This window comes from Paraburkholderia sp. FW306-2-2C-D06C, from assembly GCF_058781505.1.
The window spans coordinates 1-17,674 of sequence record NZ_JBYSWU010000039.1; the positions used below are offsets into that span (position 1 = coordinate 1).

Here is a 17,674-nt window from a genome sequence, read left to right on the forward strand (position 1 = left end):
CTTTGCGGCCGGCAAAGAAAAGTAGGTGCTCCCCCGCACAGGGGGAAAGCTAATAGACCAATACCAAATCAAGGAAAGGCCAAAGAAGTCAGAACAGGGAAAGACACCGCCGCAGGCAGCACGAACATAAGCGCCGCGAAGGCAAATAATCAAGTAAAGACCACCACCGCATGCAAACCACAAATCACCGCAGCAAAAAGCAAAAAGCAAAAAGCAAAAAGCAAACTTTATTCCGGCAACTCAGCGGCCCCCATACGCCGCGCAATCACACGTGATCGCTGGGCCAGATACCCCGAGCCCCTGTGCTCGTCAAAATACTTAGGCCGCGGCAACATCACGGCCAGCCGGGCCGACTGCGCAGCAGTCAACTTATCAGCCGAAGTCTTATAGTAATAACGCGCCGCCGCCTCGGCGCCATACACTCCATTCCCCCACTCAACGGAGTTGAGATAAATCTCAAAAATCCGTTCCTTGTCCATCAAGGACTCGATCATCCAGGTAATGATCAGTTCCTGCCCCTTGCGGATATAACTCTTCTCCCGCGACAAAAACAGATTCCGCGCCAGTTGCTGAGTGATCGTCGAGCCGCCTCGCACAATCCGACCCTTGGCCTTATTCCGCTCCCACGCCTGCAAAATGGCGTCAGTCTCGTACCCGTTGTTATTAACGAAATTGGCGTCTTCGGAAGCGATAATCGCCCGCTTCAGATTGCGCGAAATCTGCTCATACGGCACCCACGTATGCTGCACCGACAAATCAGGCCGATCCTCGGACAACTTCCACGCATCCGAACGCATGAACGCAGTCGATTGAGGATTGACGTAATTCCACGCCGCGATCTGCGCGAAGTAAAAGAGCTGCGTCGCGAACCACGCAATCGCCACCACCGCGCCCAGATAAAAAAACCATCGCGCCGGACCTGGCCGGCTCGCGCGCCGCGTTACTGTCATCGTGGTCACAGTCCTCGAATCGGTGAGTTCCGAAGTGTCGAGCGCTCGCCTAGGCGCGCGGCGGCGCCGTCAGCAATGCACGCAACTCGGCCAGCACAGGCGCGCCGTCAGGCCGCACGCCGCGCCACACAAAAAACGATTCGGCGGCCTGTTCGACCAGCATGCCGAGACCATCAGCGCCGCGTGCTCCCAGTTTGCGCGCGTGCTCCATGAACACCGTCGGCTGAGCGCCGTACATCATGTCGTAAGCCAGCGTGCCCGCGCCGAACGCACGGTCGTCGCACTCCGGCAGCGACGCATCGAGACTGCCGGCGGTCGCGTTGACGATGACGTCGTACTCGCCCGCTTCGATCGCTCGCGTGCTGCCGCCCGTCAGGCGGCACGCTGCGTCGCGCGCGGCTTGCGCGAACTGGTCGACCAGCGCTTCGGCCTTCGCGGCCGTGCGGTTGACGATCGTCAGCGTATGCGGCGCGCGCTCGAGCATCGGCAGCACCACGCCGCGCGCCGCGCCGCCCGCGCCCAGCAGCAGGATGCGCGCGCCCTTCAGCGGCACGCCGAGATTCACCTCGATGTCGCGCACGAGACCGAAGCCATCCGTGTTATCGCCGTAAATGCCGGCCGAATCGATGCGCAGCGTGTTCACCGCGCCCGCGGCTGCCGCGCGCGGCGACAAGGTGTCAGCAAACGCGTGCGCGTCGAGTTTGAACGGCACGGTCACGTTCAGGCCGCGTCCGCCGGCTTCTATAAAAGCGCGCACGTACGGCACGAAAGCATCCACCGGTGCGAGCAGATGGCCGTATTCGATGGGCTCGCCGGTCTGCGCGGCGAAACGCCCGTGAATGAACGGCGACTTGCTATGGCCGACCGGATTGCCGATCACCGCATAGCGGTCACGCACGACGTCGTTAGCGCTCATCGTCCCGGCTCCGCGACATGTTGATCGGCCGCCGCAGCGCTCGCGCCCGCGTCGTTTTCGGCGTCGCCCTGCGCCGCCGCAGCGCCGTCGAGGTCCGCTTCCGCCTGCGCCTCGGCTTCGCCCTCGGCGCTTTCGTCGGCGGCGTCGATGATTTCCTCTTCGCCCTCGTCGGCTTCCTCAGCCTCCGCGCCGCTCGTCACGGTCGGCGCGTCGAGAACGTGCAGCAAGCGCACAGAGGCTTCGACGGTCAATTCATCGATCGACATCACTTCCATCTGCAAGCGCGTACCGCGTGCATGCACGCCGAGACCCGGCACGTGCAGCAGCAACGGAATCTCTTCGAGGCGCACGAGATCGCCCTTCACCACCGACGCCACCACCTGCTTCCTGTTCTCCTGCTTCAGCCAGCGCAGGCACCAGAAGTACTCCATGCGGCGCTGGTGATCGGCATACGCGCTGTAGGTATCGTCGAAACCTTGCACGACGGCGAACAGATCGGCGTCTTTCGGCTTGAACGGGGCGGCCAGTTTCGCGGTCACGCCATGCTGCACACACGCGATCAGCTGCCACTGGTTCACCAGGTCGACGTAGCGGCGCAGCGGCGACGTGCTCCACGCATATTGCGTGACGCCCAGGCCTTCGTGCGGCGCGGCCGTGGTCTGCATGCGGGTGCGCTTCGGGCCGCTCGGCGCGCCGAACGCGCGCTGCGTACGGTAGATGCCCGGCACGCCGTGGTCGTGCAGGAACGCGCCCCACGACGAGTTGGCCAGAATCGCCAGCTCCGCCACGATCGTATCGAGCGGCGAACCGCGCCGGCGCGGCGTGATCGTGATGTGCTCGCCGTCCACATAGAAATTGAAATCGCTGTTGCGCTGCACTTCGCGGCGCAGACCGTAACCGGCGCGCGCGGTCTGACGCTTTTCGAACAGCGCCTGCGCGAACGGCCACAGCACCGCGATGTCGTCCTTGTGCGGATAGTCGCCGCTGCCGGCGACTAGCGCCTCTTCGGTGACCACTTCGTCGAGCGTGTTGTGGCGCAGATTGTTCTTCACGAACACGCGCTCGGCGCGCGTTTCGCTCGCCACGATCTCCTGCGTCTCGCGATTGACGATCACGTACAGCGAGAGCGCCGGCCGCAAGCCGCCTTCGGCCAGCGTGAACGCTTCGACAACGCTATCCGGCAGCATCGTGATCTTGTCGCCCGGCATATAAACGGTCGACAAACGCGTGCGCGCGATCGCATCGATATCGTCGCCGCGCCCGATGCCGAGCGCCGGCGCGGCGATGTGCACGCCGATCCGCACGCGGCCGTCGGCCAGATGCTCGACGGAGAACGCATCGTCGATTTCAGTGGTGGTGACGTCGTCGATCGAGAACGCTTCGACTTCGGCTTCCGGCAGATCTTCCGGCAAGCTGCCGACAGTGACCAGCGGAAAACCGGTGCCGTGCGGGAAAAACTCTGACAGGAATTTCGCTTCGTGCAGCGCGCGCGCTGACGGAATGCCGCCGCATTCGAGCATCAGGCGCGCCTGCGAAATGCCTCGCGCCGCCGCCGCGCCTTCGAGCGCCTTGTATTCGATCGTGTTCTTGTCGGGTTTGGTGAGCAAAGCCAGCGCCTTGCTGCCCGTGAACGCCTCCGGCAGACGGCCCACCTTCAGCTCATCTTCATAGCCGGCCTGCACCAGCGCCTGCTGACGCTTGCGCTCGAGTCCGGCAAGCGCCATTTTCAGTTGCTCCTGCGGCGCGCGTTGATACATGCCGCGGCCCTTGCGGCGGAAGTACACCGGCGCGCCGTGCATGCGCAGCACCAGCGCCGCGCGCTCGATCGGGCCGAACTGCTCGCCGAAGTACTCGGCGCCCAGGGTGGCAAACGGAAATTCGTCGTCAGGCGCGCATTCCCACAGGAAGTCCAGATCGATGTCCTGGGCGGCGGTATCGGCCTGCTGCATCAACTCGGCCGCGGTCGGCTTCTCGAATTCGATCAGCACGTCTTTCGCGCGCACCTTGGCGCGCCGGCCACCCGGCAACTCGACCTGAAACGCATCGCCTTGGCGCGACAGCACGCTGCCCGCCTTGAAACTGCCCGATTCCTCAAAGAAAACGTTCACTCAATACTCTCGTTCTGACTTGCATCTGCCGGCGCGTCCGACTCTGTTCGGCTGTCGGTCACTGCGTGCGCGGCACGGCAACGTGTTCGTGGTAGTGGGTCCGCGACGCGATACTCGCGCGCCGGCGGCATGAATCTCGTGAAAGACAAGTCTTGGCTTTGGCCGTCAGGCCGCCTCGCACGGCGCCGGCGGCTCGACGTCTTGCGCATCGCAAAAGGCCAGCACCTCGTCGGCGTATTGCGCGAACTCGCTGATCGCGTGGTCGCTGCCTTCGATCAGCGTCGTGCGGGCGCCGGGATAGTGCGCGAGCATTTCGCGGTAATCGAGCACTTCGTCGCCGGTGGCCGCCATCAAATAATAGCGTTCGGGCCGTGTAATCGACGCGACACCGAGCGCGCGCAACTCGTCCAGATGGCGCGGCTCGACGACGATGCTGCCGCCGCCGTGCCACAACGGCTGCTCGCCGAGATACGCGCTCAGGTCGCGCTGCGGCACGACCGCCGGGTTCAGCAGCACCGCCGGCCAGCCATGCTTCTCGGCCAGCCACGTGGCGAAATAGCCGCCGAGTGAACTGCCGATCAGCGTCACGCGCTCGGCGCCCGCCGCGGCCGCCAGCGATTCGGCGAGCGCCACCGTCTCGAACGGCGAAACCGGCAGCATCGGACAGCACCATTCGTCGCCGCGGCCGAGTTCGGCGAGACGCGCCGCCAGCACGCGCGCCTTGAACGAATTCGGCGACGAGCGGAAACCGTGCAGATAAAGGATCACGAAGCGCCTCGCGTGGAGAGTGCGTCGAGCAGCTTCTGATGCACGCCGCCAAAGCCGCCGTTGCTCATCACCAGAATCTGGTCGCCGGGGCGCGCGGCGTGGACCACCGCTTTGACCAGTGCATCGAGATTGTCGAACGCCTGGGCCTTGCCGCCGAGCGGCGCGAGCGCTTCGCCGAGATTCCAGCCGAGCGCGTCGCGCCCGCTCGGCGCGCCGTAGCCGAACACGAGATCGGCTTCGGCGAGACTCGCCGGCAGTTGCGCTTTCATCACGCCGAGCTTCATCGTGTTCGAGCGCGGCTCGAGCACGGCGAGAATGCGCGTGTTGTCGCGGCCGACACGTGCGCGCAATCCGGCCACCGTGGTGTCGATCGCGGTCGGATGATGGGCGAAGTCGTCGTAGACGGTCACGCCGTCGACGCTGCCGCGCACTTCCATGCGGCGCTTGACGTTGCGAAAACTTGCCAGCGACTTCGCGGCCTGCGCCGGCGGCACGCCCACGTGACGCGCGGCGGCGATCGCGGCGATCGCGTTCATCCGGTTGTGCTCCCCCTGCACCTGCCACTCGACCACGCCGACGCGCTCACTGTTGTGATACACCGCGAAACGTTCGTCGACCGGCACGCCGTCTTCCGCCGGCAAGGTTTCCCAGCCGCCTTGCACGCCGAACCGCTCCACTTCGCTCCAGCAACCGCGCGTCAGCACGCGTTCCAGTGCGTCTTCACGGCCGTTCGTCACGATGCGGCCAATGCGCGGCACTGTGCGGATCAGGTGGTGGAATTGCGTTTCGATCGCGGCGAGATCCGGGAAAATGTCGGCGTGATCGTATTCGAGATTGTTCAGGACCGCAGTCTTGGGACGGTAGTGAACGAACTTCGAGCGCTTGTCGAAGAAGGCCGTGTCGTACTCATCGGCCTCGATCACGAAGAAGCTGGAATCGGTCAGCCGCGCCGACACGCCGAAATTCAGCGGCACGCCGCCGATCAGGAAACCCGGATTCAGGCCCGCGTCTTCGAGCAGCCAGGCCAGCATCGAACTGGTGGTGGTCTTGCCGTGCGTGCCCGCCACCGCCAGCACCCATTTGCCGTTCAGCACATGCTCGCCGAGCCATTGCGGGCCGGACACATACGGCAGGCCGCGGTCGAGAATCGCTTCCATCAGCGGATTGCCGCGCGAAACCACATTGCCGATCACGAACAGATCCGCGTTCAAGCCGTTCAGCTGCTCGGCGTCGTACCCTTCGATCAGACGAATGCCTTGCGCCTCGAGCTGCGTGCTCATGGGCGGATAGACGCCGGCGTCGCAGCCCGTCACGGTGTGGCCCGCACCGCGCGCGAGTACCGCGAGACCGCCCATGAACGTGCCGCAGATGCCGAGGATGTGGATGTGCATAAGCCTGTCGTGCCGCGCGGGCGTTTTTTTGCGTGGGATGGGAGAGCGCAGGAGCGGCCGGAAAGACCGTCTGCAAAGGACGCTATTGTAACCGACGCCTTCACATCGCCCTAAGCCGGGCCGCCCGCCTTGGCCTGCGCGGAACGGACGCTGGGAGCCACCCGGAAAGGCGTGTCATCAATCTCTAGTATGATTGAGAGATGGTTCGCAAATCACATTTCGATCCGCAGCGCGTGCGCGAGGAAATCGCCATTGCGGCTGCGCGGCTGATCGCCGAAGACGGTCTGGACTACGCAACGGCCAAGCGTAAAGCGGCGCGGCAAGTGGTCGGCGAGAGCCGTGTTGCCGGCGAATGGCTGCCGGATAACGACCAGATCGAAGAAGAAATCCGCGAATATCAATCGCTGTTCCAGGGCGACAGCCAGCCGGCCCTGTTGCGCCGGCTCAGGCGCGTCGCGATCGACTGGATGCAGCGCCTCACGCCGTTCAATCCGTATCTGACGGGCGCGGTGCTCGGCGGCACGGCCGGCGAACATTCGGATATTCATCTTCAGGCGTTCTGCGACAACCCGAAAGAAGTCGCGATCTACTTTCTGAACGCCAACATCCAGTACGACGTCTCGGAAACGCGGCATTTCTCCGGACGCGGTTATGTCGAGACGCTGAGTTTCCTGTGGCGCCCGGCGAACGAAGGGCGCGATGCGGAACCGGTCGGCATCCACGTCGCGCTGTACGAGACGGACGACTTGCGCGGCGCGGTACGTGCCGACGCGCGCGGCCGCACCGCCCGCGCGAATCTGCCGGCAGTTCAGGCGCTGCTCGACGACAGCGACGTCGCTCCTTCAACTAATTAGACAGACCCACGATGAACATGAGACGGATTCTGGCAGGGGCGCTGGTCGCGATCGTCGCGGCGGGCGGCGGGATGCTGGCTAATCGTTGGCTGAACGGCGGCAATTCGGAACTCGCGCACGCCGCGCAGCCGGCATCCGCTGAAAGCGCCGTCAATCAATTGTGGAGCGCGCCCGTCACGAACGTCGACGGCAAACCACAATCGCTAAGTTTGCTTAAAGGCCACCCAATCGTCGTCAACTTCTGGGCGTCCTGGTGCGGTCCGTGTGTCGAAGAAATGCCGGCTCTGTCGCGACTTCAGCGCGAATACGCAAAAAAAGGAATCCAGTTCGTCGGACTTGGCGTCGATTCGGATAAGAACATCCAGGCGTTCCTGCAAAAGGTGAAGGTGGCGTACCCGATCTATGTGACCGGCTTCGGCGGCGCCGACCTTGCCCGCGCGTTCGGCAATACCGCGGGCGGCCTGCCTTTCACCGTCGTGATCGACGCAAAAGGCAACATTCGCTCGACAAAATTAGGCCAAATTGACCAGAAAGAGCTGAAACAGACGCTCGACGCGCTGTAAATTTCACATTCTTTTGACGCTCAGATACCAGCGGAACGCATGATATTGTGCGCAAATCGCATAAATTTGAGAGAAGATGGGCGCCCGGAGCAGCGGCGAAAAGTCGCTGAAATTGATCCGAACGCGCGGGAAACTAGACAAGTTTCTCTAATCAGCGCTAAAGTGCGCCCAATTCCACGGAAAAAGAAGCGACCATGACGCGACTGCTGGTTCTGCACGGCCCCAACCTCAACCTTCTCGGCACCCGGGAACCTGAGGTCTACGGCCGCGTGACGTTGCCGCAGATCGATCAGGCGCTGGCGGACCGCGCAGCGGACGCCGGCGTCGAACTCGCGTCGTTCCAGAGCAATCACGAAGGCGCCCTGGTCGACCGCATCCAATCCGCCCGGACTGAAAAAACCGATTTCATTCTGATCAATCCCGCCGCGTACACGCATACCAGCGTGGCCATTCGGGACGCACTGGCGGGGGTCGGCATTCCGTTCGTCGAGATTCATCTGTCGAACGTGCATCGCCGCGAACCGTTCCGGCACCACTCGTATTTCTCCGACCAGGCTGAGGGCGTGATTTGCGGCCTCGGCTGGAAGGGCTATCTGTACGCGCTCGAATTCGCGCTCGACCGGCTGTCCGTCGGTTCGTCGCGCGGCTGATTCCAAACACGACTAATTTGAGCCGGCTGCGCACGCGCCGGCACTTCATGCATTGAAAGGGGCTGCCTGATGGATCTACGTAAACTGAAAACTCTGATCGACCTCGTCTCGGAGTCCGGTATTTCCGAACTCGAAGTGACCGAGGGCGAAGGCAAGGTCCGCATCGTCAAGAATGCGCCGCCGGTTTACGTGCAACCGTCCGCTTCGTACGCGCCGCAATACGCACAGCCGATGCCGGCACTGAGCGGCGAAGCGCCTGCCGCCGCGGCAGCAGGCGCACCGGCTGCGCCGGTCGCAGCCGAGCCGCAAGGCCACGTGGTGACCTCGCCAATGGTCGGCACCTTCTACCGCGCGCCGTCCCCGGGCGCCGATCCGTTCGTCCAGGTGGGCGACACGGTCAAGGAAGGCCAGACCATCTGCATCATCGAAGCGATGAAGCTGCTCAACGAAATCGAGTCGGACAAGTCCGGCGTGGTCAAGGAAATCCTCGTCGAAAACGGCCAGGCGGTCGAGTACGGCCAACCGCTGTTCGTGGTCGGCTGACGCGGCACGCTTTGCGTTCGCCGCCCGCGCGCCTGCCCTCCCGAGGCGCGCGACCGATCCTCTGAGGCAGCCCGCGTCGTCATCGACCGGGCGCCCATCGATGAGTCGAAAACCCGCTATGTTTGAAAAAATCCTCATTGCCAATCGCGGCGAGATCGCGCTTCGTATCCAGCGCGCCTGCCGTGAACTCGGCGTCAAGACGGTCGTCGTCTATTCGGAAGCCGACAAGGAAGCCAAGTATGTGAAGCTCGCCGACGAGGCGGTCTGCATCGGCCCGGCGCCTTCGAATCTGAGCTATCTGAACATGCCGGCGCTGATCAGCGCGGCCGAAGTCACCGACGCCGAAGCGATTCACCCCGGCTATGGCTTCCTGTCGGAGAACGCCGACTTTGCCGAGCGCGTCGAGCAGTCCGGCTTCACCTTCATCGGCCCGCGCCCGGAAACCATCCGGATGATGGGCGACAAGGTCACGGCCAAGCAGACCATGATCAAGACCGGCGTGCCCTGCGTGCCGGGTTCTGAAGGCGCGTTGCCGGAAGATCCGAAAGAGATCGTGAAAATTGCCCGCGCAGTCGGCTATCCGGTGATTATCAAGGCCGCCGGCGGCGGCGGTGGCCGCGGCATGCGGGTGGTGCACACGGAAGCGGCGCTGGTCAACGCGGTCAACATGACGCGCGAAGAAGCCGGCCGAGCCTTCGGCAACCCGCAGGTCTACATGGAGAAATTCCTGGAGAACCCGCGGCACATCGAAATCCAGGTGCTGTCCGATTCGTTCAAGAACGCGGTCTGGCTGGGCGAGCGCGATTGCTCGATGCAGCGCCGCCACCAGAAAGTGATCGAAGAAGCGCCGGCGCCGGGTATCGCGCGCCGCCTGATCGACCGCATCGGCGATCGTTGCGCTGACGCTTGCAAGAAGATGGGCTATCTTGGCGCGGGTACGTTCGAGTTCCTGTACGAAAACGGCGAGTTCTATTTCATCGAAATGAATACGCGCGTACAGGTCGAGCACCCGGTGACCGAACTGATCACCGGCATCGACATCGTGCAGGAGCAGATCCGCATCGCGGCCGGCGAGAAGCTCGCTTATCGTCAGCGCGACATCGTCTTCAAGGGTCACGCGATCGAATGCCGGATCAACGCGGAAGATCCGTTCAAGTTCATTCCGTCGCCGGGACGCCTGACGTCATGGCACATGCCGGGCGGCCCCGGCATCCGCGTCGATTCGCACGCCTACAATGGCTATTTCGTACCGCCGAACTATGATTCGATGATCGGCAAGCTGATCGCTTACGGCGCCACGCGCGAACAGGCGATCAAGCGGATGCGCATTGCGTTGTCGGAGATGGTGGTCGAAGGCATCCACACCAACATTCCGCTGCACCGCGAATTGATGCTGGACGCGAAGTTCGTCGAGGGCGGCACCAGCATTCACTACCTCGAAAACCGGTTGGCCGCGAAGCAGCAGGCCGCGCCGGAAGAAGCGTAAGTCATGAGCTACCGGGAACTGATCGCCGAACTGGCACGCGAGCACGCGGAGGAATTCTCCGACGCGCTGCTCGAGTTGGGTGCGCTGTCCGTATCGGTCGAAGATGCTGACGCCGACACGCCTGACGAGCAGCCGCTGTTCGGCGAGCCCGGTCTCACGCCGGATCGCAAGGCGTGGCAGCATTCGCGCGTGATCGCGCTGCTGGCTCCCGAACACGAGCCGGCGGTGCTGCTCACCGCAGCGGCCAATGAGGTGGGGCTGGAAACCGCGCCCTCTTTCACCGTACGTGAAGTCGAGGAACAGGATTGGGTGCGGCTCACGCAATCGCAATTCGATCCGATTCCGATCGGCGAGCGCATCTGGGTCGTGCCGTCGTGGCACGACGCACCGGACCCCGAAGCACTCGTGCTGGAACTCGATCCGGGCCTCGCATTCGGCACCGGCAGCCATCCGACTACCCGCCTGTGTATGGAATGGCTCGAGCAATCGGTCAAGCCGGAGCAATCGGTGCTCGACTATGGCTGCGGCTCCGGCATCCTCGCGATTCTCGCGAAGAAGTGCGGCGCCAACCCGGTGTACGGTATCGACATCGATCCGCAAGCGGTCGAATCGGCGCGCCACAACAGCGAGCGCAATCGTGCGGAGATCACGTACGGTTTGCCTGACGAATGCCCCACCGGCGAGTTCGACATCGTGGTCGCCAATATTCTGTCGAATCCGCTCAAGCTGATGGCCTCGATGCTATCGTCGAAGGTCAAGCCGGGCGGGCGGATCGCGCTGTCGGGCATTCTCGCGCGGCAAGCGGACGAAGTGGCGCAGGTCTATGCGCACTGGATCGACATCGGCGTATGGCGCGAACACGAAGGTTGGGTATGCCTGACGGGAACGCGCCGCGAAAGCCATTAGAATAAGGCGTATTGTCCAACCAACAGCCTTTCGGCTTACCGGCTCAATATGCTCCTGGCAACGCGTTGCCCTTTCTGCGAAACCGTCTTTCGCCTGCAGCCGGCGCAGCTCGCTCTGCGCCGCGGCCTCGTGCGCTGCGGGCATTGCAATGAAGTGTTCGACGCGTCGAGCAGCCTGTTCGAACTGACCGAAGGCGGTGATTTCTCCACCGCCAAGCCGGTCGCTGCGGCAGCGGCGATCGAGGCGCTGTCGGGCGTACGCTCCGGCGGTCCCGATTTCAGCGCCGAAGCATGGGACCCGTGGGCGCCGGCGCCCGATGCCGTCATCGACAACCGTCTGCGTCACAACGCGAGCAATGTGCCGCTCAATCCGGTGTCGACCGGCGCGGGCGTCGCGGTCACGCCGCGCCACGCTACGGAGCCAGAATTGCCTTCCAGCGCCTTCACGGCGCCGATCCCGCCCGACCATGAACCGGTGTTCGCCAGCCCACCGCCCGAACCCGCCGCTGCCGAGATCGAGCCGCCGGCAGAGGATGCGCCGCGGGTCTGGCACAAGACCGAACGCTCTTCCGAACATCTCGTCGACGAACCGGTTCTCAACGAATCCGCCACGTTGCACGGCATCCCCGACAGCGAGCCGTATTTCGGCGCGGCCGGCTTAGGTGCGGCCAGCTCAGGTGCGGCCGGCTCAGGTGCGGCCGGCTCCGGCGCGGCCGGCTTAGGTGCGGCCGGCTCCGGCGCGGCCGGCTCAGGTGCAGCCGGCTCCGGCGCGAGCGGATCGAACACGGCGGGCGGCGCCGCGGCTGCGTCCAGTGGCGAGCCCTTCACGGTCCACCCGGTGCATGACGGCATCGATCCGTTCCCCGTGGTACGCGAAACGCGCCCGGCCGAACCGCGCCGGCTCGGCTGGATCATTCTCGGATCCGTGGTGGCGGGGTTGCTGGCCGTCGCGCTGCTCGCGCAACTCGCCTGGTGGCAGCGCGAGACGGTGATGGTCAACTTCCCGCGCTCGCAAGCGCTCTATGTGAAGGCCTGTGCGCAGCTCGGCTGCCAGGTCGCGCCGCCGCACGACATCGACGGCTTGCAGGTCGAGCCGTCCGATCTGCGGCAGATCGACGGTCCGCACAAGCTCGAACTGAAGATGCCGCTGCGCAACCGGTTCAATATTGCGCTGGCCTACCCCGCCATCGAACTCACTTTGCTCGACGACCAGAACAATGTCGCCGTGCGCCGCATACTGTGGCCGCAAGATTACGTCGCACCCGGTACGCCGATCGCGGCCGGTCTGCCGCCGCACACGACTCAAACCATGATCGTGCACCTCGACACAGGCAATGCAGTCGCCTCCAATTTCCGCGTTCAGATTTTTTATCCGTAGCGCTTACTCGTGCGCCCGGCACTGGCCGGGCGCGTTCACCGTCATTTCTGACGAATTTTCGGAGCACAGCAACATGAGTCAAGTCACGCTGGGTGGTAACCCGATCGAAGTAGCCGGCACGTTCCCGTCGGCGGGCGACAAAGCGCCCGCCTTTTCGCTGGTCGGCAAGGATCTGAAGCCGGTCTCGCTCGCCGATTTCGCCGGCAAGCGCAAGGTGCTGAACATCGTCCCCAGCCTCGACACGCCGACCTGCGCGACGTCGACCCGCAAGTTCAACGAAGCCGCCGCCAAGCTGACCAACACGGCCGTGATCGTCGTGTCGGGCGACCTGCCGTTCGCCGCTTCGCGCTTCTGCACGACCGAAGGCATCGAGAACGTCGTGACGGCGTCCACGTTCCGCGGCCATGACTTTGCGCAAGCCTACGGCGTCGACGTGACGGGCGGCCCGCTGACGGGCCTGACGGCACGCGCCGTGGTGGTGGTCGACGAGAACGACAAGGTCGTGCACGCCGAGCTGGTCGGCGAAATCAAGAACGAGCCGAACTACGACGCAGCGCTCGCCGCGCTGAAGTAAAACCTTCGCGCACGAGCCCCCGGCGCCGCGCTTCATGCGCGGCGCTGTCACATCGTCGCGCCCTTTCTCTTTACCGATTTTTACAGGAACGCTCGCCTTGGCTACGCTGATTTGCGGCTCGCTCGCCTACGACAACATCATGACCTTCGAAGGCCGCTTCCGGGAGCACATCCTGCCGGAGCAGGTCCACATCCTGAACGTGAGCTTCCTCGTGCCGACGATGCGCCGCGAGTTCGGCGGCTGCGCGGGCAACATCGCCTACGCGCTGCATCTGCTGGGCGGCGACGCGCGCATCATGGGCACGCTCGGCGCGACCGATTCGCAGCTGTATATGGACCGCTTCGAGCAACTCGGCCTGTCGACGGAAAACGTGCTCGTGGTGCCGGACACCTACTCGGCCCAGGCGATGATCACCACCGATCTGGAAAACAATCAGATCACGGCGTTCCACCCCGGCGCGATGCTGCAATCGCATCTGAACCGCGCCGATGAGGCCCGGGACATTACGCTCGGTATTGTCGCGCCGGATGGCTACGACGGCATGGTCCAGCATTCGGAGCATCTGGCAGCGGCGGGCGTGCCGTTCATCTTCGATCCGGGCCAAGGTTTGCCGCTCTTCGACGGCGCGTCGCTGCGGCGCATGATTGAACTTGCTACTTATGTAGCTGTCAACGATTACGAAGCTAAACTGGTGAGCAATAAAACGGGTTGGTCGATCGAAGAAATCGCCAGCAAGGTCGATGCGCTAATCGTCACGCTAGGCGAACACGGTGCACAGATCCATCACACCGGCGGCGTCGAAGAGATTCCGGCGGTCAAGGCACAGCAAGTGCTCGACCCAACAGGCTGCGGCGACGCGTTTCGCGGCGGTTTGCTGTACGGCATCGAAAACAAGCTCGGCTGGGCCACCACCGGCCGTCTCGCGAGCCTGATGGGCGCACTGAAGATCGAACACCAGGGCCCGCAAAACTACGCGCCCACCCGGGCGGAGATCAACGAACGGTTCAAGCAGGCGTTTGGTTACGACCTGCCGTAATACCGAGAGCTATTGGAGTTAGGGAATGAAAGCAATGAGTCGCCTGGTAGTGGCCGCCTTGATCGCCGGTTCGCTGGCTATGTCGGGGTGTGCATACAACAGTAGTTCTGCTGACGTCTACACGGCGTCGCAGGCACAGCGCGAAGAAACGGTCCGCATGGGCACGGTCGACAGCGTTCGCGCAGTGAAGATCAGCTCGAACAACGGCCAGCCGAGCGGCCTGGGCGCCATCGGCGGCGGCGCGCTGGGCGCGGTGGCCGGCAGCTCGATCGGCGGCGGCCGCGGCTCGATCGTGACGGGCATCATCGGCGGTCTGGCCGGCGCAGTGGCTGGTAATTCGATCGAGAACGGCGTCGCGGTGCGCGACGGTCTCGAGGTCACGGTGCGACTCGACAACGGCGATATGCGTGCGATCACGCAAAGCGCCACCGGTGAAATCTTCCGCGCCGGCGACCGCGTGCGGCTGCTGTCCAGCGGCGGCGTGACGCGCGTCACCCACTAAGTTTTCCCCTCTCGCGCGGCAACGCTTCACGCGCCGCCGCGGCGACCTCACACGCATGCGCGCCCCTGTGCATGCGTTTTTTTTCGTCCATACGTTTTGAAGCCGTGAAGCACACGCTTCTACGAGACGAAAAAAATCCCGCCGCCGGAAACCCGGCGACGGGACGCTGACCGAGTAGCGCTCGTCACACTGCTACTTAAGCGCTACTCGATCATCGGACACATCGTGCGACGTGTCGAAGTACTTCCACCGCTTACGGACGGCTGCCCGTCGGGAACGGCCATGCCGCTGCCGGGTTCAGCGCGGTCTTCACCGTCGCCGCCGGTGCGCTCGAGACAGAAGTCGCAGCGGGTGCAGGGGCAGCCTTCTTGGCGACGGCCTTCTTCGCAGGCGCAGCCTTCTTCGCAGGCGCAGCGGCCTTCTTCGCGGCAGCCTTCTTGGCAGGCGCAGCCTTTTTAGCAGCAGCCTTTTTCGCAGGTGCAGCTTTCTTGGCAGCAGCCTTCTTGGCAGGCGCAGCCTTCTTAGCCGGTGCTGCCTTCTTTGCTGCGACCTTCTTGGCCGGCGCTGCCTTCTTTGCTGCAACCTTCTTCACAGCGGCTTTCTTCGCCGGTGCTGCCTTCTTCGCTGCAACCTTCTTCACTGCGACTTTCTTGGCTGCAACCTTCTTGGCCGGTGCAGCTTTCTTCGCTGCAACCTTCTTTGCCGGTGCTGCCTTCTTCGCTGCAACCTTCTTGGCCGGTGCTGCCTTCTTCGCTGCAACCTTCTTCGCTGCGACCTTCTTCACTGCCACTTTCTTTGCAGCGACTTTCTTCGCCGGAGCGGCCTTCTTAGCCGGCGCAGCCGTCTTTGCTGCAACCTTCTTGGCTGCGGGTTTCTTCGCGGCGGCTTTCTTTGCAGTTGCCATCATTTTCTCCTTCAGGTTTTCAGATGAGAGTCAGTTCAAACTACACCCTTCGTCAAAACCCGCTTCCCGCGGACGCTTCTCAGGGCGCGCGCTACGAAGCGGGCTATTCATCGGCGTACGCAGGTGCTGCGCGCTTACGCTAATGAATGCGGTAAGGCGCGCCGTGCCCTTGGGCACCGCGCGCCAGATCTGGTCGGCGCTGAAACTCAGCGCCGGCAATTGCTTGATCGAGCCGCCGGCGGTCGCGCCAGCGGCTTTTTCCGGGGGGAAGTTTGCCCATCCCACTGAAGGGTTCGCAAAGTGCCTGTCATGTTTGTGGGCCACGAAGGCACGCGGCGCACCGGGCAAGCTTTGCATCAGGCGGTTCTGCTCCTAGCCAAAATTGCCGCGGCCACGGCCGACGGCATCCCCATCGATGAATGCATCTGCGACACGAACCCGGATCACTCCCAGGTCAGCGCGCCGCCAGTTTGATATTCGATCACTCGCGTCTCGAAGAAGTTGCGTTCCTTCTTCAGGTCGATCATCTCGCTCATCCACGGGAACGGGTTTTCCTCGTTCGGGTACAGCGGATCGAGACCGATCTGCTGGCAACGGCGGTTGCAGATGAAGCGCAGATAGCTCTTGAACATCGACGCGTTGAGGCCGAGCACCCCGCGCGGCATCGTATCTTCTGCGTAACGATATTCAAGCTCGACCGCTTGCTGGAAGATCTCGCGGATTTCCGCGCGGAACTCAGCCGTCCAGAGTTGCGGGTTTTCGAGTTTGATCTGGTTGATCAGGTCGATGCCGAAGTTGCAGTGCATCGACTCGTCGCGCAGGATGTATTGGTACTGTTCCGCCGCGCCGGTCATCTTGTTCTGACGGCCGAGCGCCAGGATTTGTGTAAAGCCGACGTAGAAGAACAGCCCTTCCATCACACAGGCGAACACGATCAGCGAGCGCAGCAGGGTCTGGTCTGCCTCGAGCGTGCCGGTCTTGAAGGCCGGGTCGGTCAGCGTGTGGATGAACGGAATCAGGAATTCGTCTTTCGCGCGGATCGAGGAGACCTCGTGATACGCGTTGAAGATTTCGCCTTCGTCGAGGCCCAGCGATTCGACGATGTACTGGTAAGCGTGCGTGTGGATCGCCTCTTCGAACGCCTGGCGCAGCAGGAACTGGCGGCATTCGGGCGCCGTGATGTGGCGGTAGGTGCCCAGCACGATGTTGTTGGCGGCCAGCGAGTCAGCCGTCACGAAGAAGCCCAGGTTACGCTTGACGATGCGGCGCTCGTCTTCGGTCAGACCGTTCGGGTCTTTCCAGAGGGCGATGTCGCGCGACATGTTCACTTCCTGCGGCATCCAGTGGTTGGCGCAACCAGCCAGATACTTTTCCCAGGCCCACTTGTACTTGAACGGCACCAACTGATTGACGTCGGTCTGGCCGTTGATGATGCGCTTGTCGGCGACATTGACCCGCGCTTCCGAAACGGCAGCCGTTCCTGCAGCGTGAGCGACGGGAGCGACAGCGATGTCGTTCGCGAAGATGTCTTGAGCCGAGGGAGCATGAGGAGCGGAACGCGTTCCGACTTGCGAACCAACAGCCGATCCCGCAGCGTTGCGCAACACATTCTGTTGCGTAGCGCTCGAGGGAGTTACGGCAGTGATCTCGTCATCCCAGTTGAGCATAAATGTCACCATCAATTTAGAACGGTTTGTACCATCTTTTCACGAGCGATAAAAGAGTTCGCTGATGAAAAATCCTGTTTTCGATTCGCGTTGCTACGTTCATACAACACTTTGTTCAACAGACTGTGGGTGTCGCCTCATGTGAGGTGTGTTGAACGCGTGTCGTCGAGGTGCTTCGCGAGCTCGAAGAGCAACGTGTCGAAGCGACGTTTCGCTGCTCTATCTATCTGTATTGCGGAGCGTGCTTGCAGCGTCTTGTGGTTGCTTCCTGCTGCCTCGCGCTTGCGTCGCCATTGCCTGGCGTTGGCCGCTTCGTCAGCGCTAGCGAGGTGAAGTTCAACGCAATGTCGAGCGATGCATATGGCCGGCTGTGTCGCGATCGATCCGTCGATCGAACCGTTTGCTGAGCGCCCGGCGTCGAGCGCTTCGTCTGTGCTGCCGACTGCTGACTGCTGATCTACCGCTTTGCTACTTCCTTC

18 protein-coding genes are annotated in these 17,674 nt (G+C 63.1%); 10 read left to right on the forward strand and 8 right to left on the reverse strand.

Annotation, left to right across the window (positions count from 1 at the left end; all coding sequences use genetic code 11):
• Positions 1 to 227 precede the first annotated feature (227 nt).
• The 5 genes from mtgA to mpl all read right to left on the reverse strand — a co-directional run bounded on the left by mtgA (position 228) and on the right by mpl (position 6,133).
• Positions 228 to 950, reverse strand: coding sequence for a monofunctional biosynthetic peptidoglycan transglycosylase (gene mtgA / locus AC3WLT_RS25305; protein ID WP_492594485.1), 723 nt, complete (start codon positions 948 to 950; stop codon positions 228 to 230).
• Positions 951 to 999: 49 nt separating this feature from the next.
• Positions 1,000 to 1,866, reverse strand: a complete 867-nt coding sequence (aroE, locus tag AC3WLT_RS25310; protein WP_492594425.1) for a shikimate dehydrogenase — start codon at positions 1,864 to 1,866, stop codon at positions 1,000 to 1,002.
• Positions 1,863 to 3,974 carry a ribonuclease catalytic domain-containing protein gene (locus AC3WLT_RS25315; RefSeq protein WP_492594426.1) on the reverse strand — a complete coding sequence of 704 codons (2,112 nt, stop codon included), beginning with the start codon at positions 3,972 to 3,974 and terminating at the stop codon, positions 1,863 to 1,865. The genes aroE and AC3WLT_RS25315 overlap by 4 nt, the downstream gene beginning before the upstream one ends.
• 165 nt (positions 3,975 to 4,139) lie before the next feature.
• Entirely contained in the window at positions 4,140 to 4,742 is a 603-nt protein-coding gene (locus tag AC3WLT_RS25320) for a YqiA/YcfP family alpha/beta fold hydrolase (protein WP_492594427.1), read from the reverse strand.
• A complete protein-coding gene (gene mpl / locus AC3WLT_RS25325; RefSeq protein ID WP_492594428.1) occupies positions 4,739 to 6,133 on the reverse strand; it encodes a UDP-N-acetylmuramate:L-alanyl-gamma-D-glutamyl-meso-diaminopimelate ligase in 1,395 nt (464 codons plus the stop codon). Before mpl ends, AC3WLT_RS25320 begins: the two co-directional genes overlap by 4 nt.
• A 200-nt stretch (positions 6,134 to 6,333) precedes the next feature.
• Here mpl and AC3WLT_RS25330 point away from each other — a divergent pair, with 200 nt between their 5' ends.
• From AC3WLT_RS25330 to AC3WLT_RS25375, 10 genes are all read left to right on the forward strand, one after another.
• A complete protein-coding gene (locus tag AC3WLT_RS25330; protein WP_492594429.1) occupies positions 6,334 to 6,987 on the forward strand; it encodes a UDP-N-acetylmuramate--alanine ligase in 654 nt (217 codons plus the stop codon).
• An 11-nt stretch (positions 6,988 to 6,998) separates the two neighbouring features.
• Entirely contained in the window at positions 6,999 to 7,550 is a 552-nt protein-coding gene (locus AC3WLT_RS25335; protein WP_492594430.1) for a TlpA family protein disulfide reductase, read from the forward strand.
• Positions 7,551 to 7,744: 194 nt separating this feature from the next.
• The gene (gene aroQ, locus AC3WLT_RS25340; RefSeq protein WP_492594431.1) at positions 7,745 to 8,200 is read left to right on the forward strand and encodes a type II 3-dehydroquinate dehydratase; all 456 of its coding nucleotides are present in this window, start codon (positions 7,745 to 7,747) and stop codon (positions 8,198 to 8,200) included.
• Between the two features lie 69 nt (positions 8,201 to 8,269).
• Entirely contained in the window at positions 8,270 to 8,743 is a 474-nt protein-coding gene (gene accB / locus AC3WLT_RS25345) for an acetyl-CoA carboxylase biotin carboxyl carrier protein (RefSeq protein WP_492594432.1), read from the forward strand.
• Positions 8,744 to 8,861: 118 nt separating this feature from the next.
• Positions 8,862 to 10,229, forward strand: a complete 1,368-nt coding sequence (gene accC / locus AC3WLT_RS25350; protein ID WP_492594433.1) for an acetyl-CoA carboxylase biotin carboxylase subunit — start codon at positions 8,862 to 8,864, stop codon at positions 10,227 to 10,229.
• Positions 10,230 to 10,232: 3 nt separating this feature from the next.
• Positions 10,233 to 11,135 carry a 50S ribosomal protein L11 methyltransferase gene (prmA, locus tag AC3WLT_RS25355; protein WP_492594434.1) on the forward strand — a complete coding sequence of 301 codons (903 nt, stop codon included), beginning with the start codon at positions 10,233 to 10,235 and terminating at the stop codon, positions 11,133 to 11,135.
• Between the two features lie 48 nt (positions 11,136 to 11,183).
• The gene (locus AC3WLT_RS25360; protein ID WP_492594435.1) at positions 11,184 to 12,512 is read left to right on the forward strand and encodes a zinc-ribbon and DUF3426 domain-containing protein; all 1,329 of its coding nucleotides are present in this window, start codon (positions 11,184 to 11,186) and stop codon (positions 12,510 to 12,512) included.
• A 73-nt stretch (positions 12,513 to 12,585) separates the two neighbouring features.
• Entirely contained in the window at positions 12,586 to 13,086 is a 501-nt protein-coding gene (tpx, locus tag AC3WLT_RS25365) for a thiol peroxidase (RefSeq protein WP_492594436.1), read from the forward strand.
• Between the two features lie 97 nt (positions 13,087 to 13,183).
• Positions 13,184 to 14,122 carry a carbohydrate kinase family protein gene (locus AC3WLT_RS25370; RefSeq protein WP_492594437.1) on the forward strand — a complete coding sequence of 313 codons (939 nt, stop codon included), beginning with the start codon at positions 13,184 to 13,186 and terminating at the stop codon, positions 14,120 to 14,122.
• A 25-nt stretch (positions 14,123 to 14,147) separates the two neighbouring features.
• Positions 14,148 to 14,624: an outer membrane lipoprotein gene (locus AC3WLT_RS25375; protein ID WP_492594438.1), complete on the forward strand. Its 477-nt coding sequence runs from the start codon at positions 14,148 to 14,150 to the stop codon at positions 14,622 to 14,624.
• A gap of 253 nt (positions 14,625 to 14,877) precedes the next feature.
• Here AC3WLT_RS25375 and AC3WLT_RS25380 read toward each other — a convergent pair whose 3' ends face one another.
• The 3 genes from AC3WLT_RS25380 to AC3WLT_RS25390 all read right to left on the reverse strand — a co-directional run bounded on the left by AC3WLT_RS25380 (position 14,878) and on the right by AC3WLT_RS25390 (position 17,195).
• Positions 14,878 to 15,528 (reverse strand): histone H1-like DNA-binding protein, encoded by a 651-nt coding sequence (locus tag AC3WLT_RS25380; protein ID WP_492594439.1) that lies wholly within the window; start codon positions 15,526 to 15,528, stop codon positions 14,878 to 14,880.
• Positions 15,529 to 15,558: 30 nt separating this feature from the next.
• Positions 15,559 to 15,885: a hypothetical protein gene (locus AC3WLT_RS25385; RefSeq protein ID WP_492594440.1), complete on the reverse strand. Its 327-nt coding sequence runs from the start codon at positions 15,883 to 15,885 to the stop codon at positions 15,559 to 15,561.
• Between the two features lie 86 nt (positions 15,886 to 15,971).
• The gene (locus AC3WLT_RS25390) at positions 15,972 to 17,195 is read right to left on the reverse strand and encodes a ribonucleotide-diphosphate reductase subunit beta (protein WP_492594441.1); all 1,224 of its coding nucleotides are present in this window, start codon (positions 17,193 to 17,195) and stop codon (positions 15,972 to 15,974) included.
• Positions 17,196 to 17,674: the final 479 nt, after the last annotated feature.

Bases quoted from the DNA above. Each gene is read 5' to 3' on its own strand.
- accC (WP_492594433.1), top strand. From the start codon at position 8,862: ATGTTTGAAAAAATCCTCATTGCCAATCGCGGCGAGATCGCGCTTCGT.
- AC3WLT_RS25360 (WP_492594435.1), top strand. From the start codon at position 11,184: ATGCTCCTGGCAACGCGTTGCCCTTTCTGCGAAACCGTCTTTCGCCTG.
- aroQ (WP_492594431.1), top strand. From the start codon at position 7,745: ATGACGCGACTGCTGGTTCTGCACGGCCCCAACCTCAACCTTCTCGGC.
- AC3WLT_RS25330 (WP_492594429.1), top strand. From the start codon at position 6,334: ATGGTTCGCAAATCACATTTCGATCCGCAGCGCGTGCGCGAGGAAATC.
- AC3WLT_RS25390 (WP_492594441.1), bottom strand. From the start codon at position 17,195: ATGCTCAACTGGGATGACGAGATCACTGCCGTAACTCCCTCGAGCGCT.
- prmA (WP_492594434.1), top strand. From the start codon at position 10,233: ATGAGCTACCGGGAACTGATCGCCGAACTGGCACGCGAGCACGCGGAG.
- accB (WP_492594432.1), top strand. From the start codon at position 8,270: ATGGATCTACGTAAACTGAAAACTCTGATCGACCTCGTCTCGGAGTCC.
- AC3WLT_RS25385 (WP_492594440.1), bottom strand. From the start codon at position 15,885: ATGCAAAGCTTGCCCGGTGCGCCGCGTGCCTTCGTGGCCCACAAACAT.
- tpx (WP_492594436.1), top strand. From the start codon at position 12,586: ATGAGTCAAGTCACGCTGGGTGGTAACCCGATCGAAGTAGCCGGCACG.
- AC3WLT_RS25335 (WP_492594430.1), top strand. From the start codon at position 6,999: ATGAACATGAGACGGATTCTGGCAGGGGCGCTGGTCGCGATCGTCGCG.
- AC3WLT_RS25380 (WP_492594439.1), bottom strand. From the start codon at position 15,528: ATGGCAACTGCAAAGAAAGCCGCCGCGAAGAAACCCGCAGCCAAGAAG.
- aroE (WP_492594425.1), bottom strand. From the start codon at position 1,866: ATGAGCGCTAACGACGTCGTGCGTGACCGCTATGCGGTGATCGGCAAT.
- mpl (WP_492594428.1), bottom strand. From the start codon at position 6,133: ATGCACATCCACATCCTCGGCATCTGCGGCACGTTCATGGGCGGTCTC.
- mtgA (WP_492594485.1), bottom strand. From the start codon at position 950: ATGACAGTAACGCGGCGCGCGAGCCGGCCAGGTCCGGCGCGATGGTTT.
- AC3WLT_RS25375 (WP_492594438.1), top strand. From the start codon at position 14,148: ATGAAAGCAATGAGTCGCCTGGTAGTGGCCGCCTTGATCGCCGGTTCG.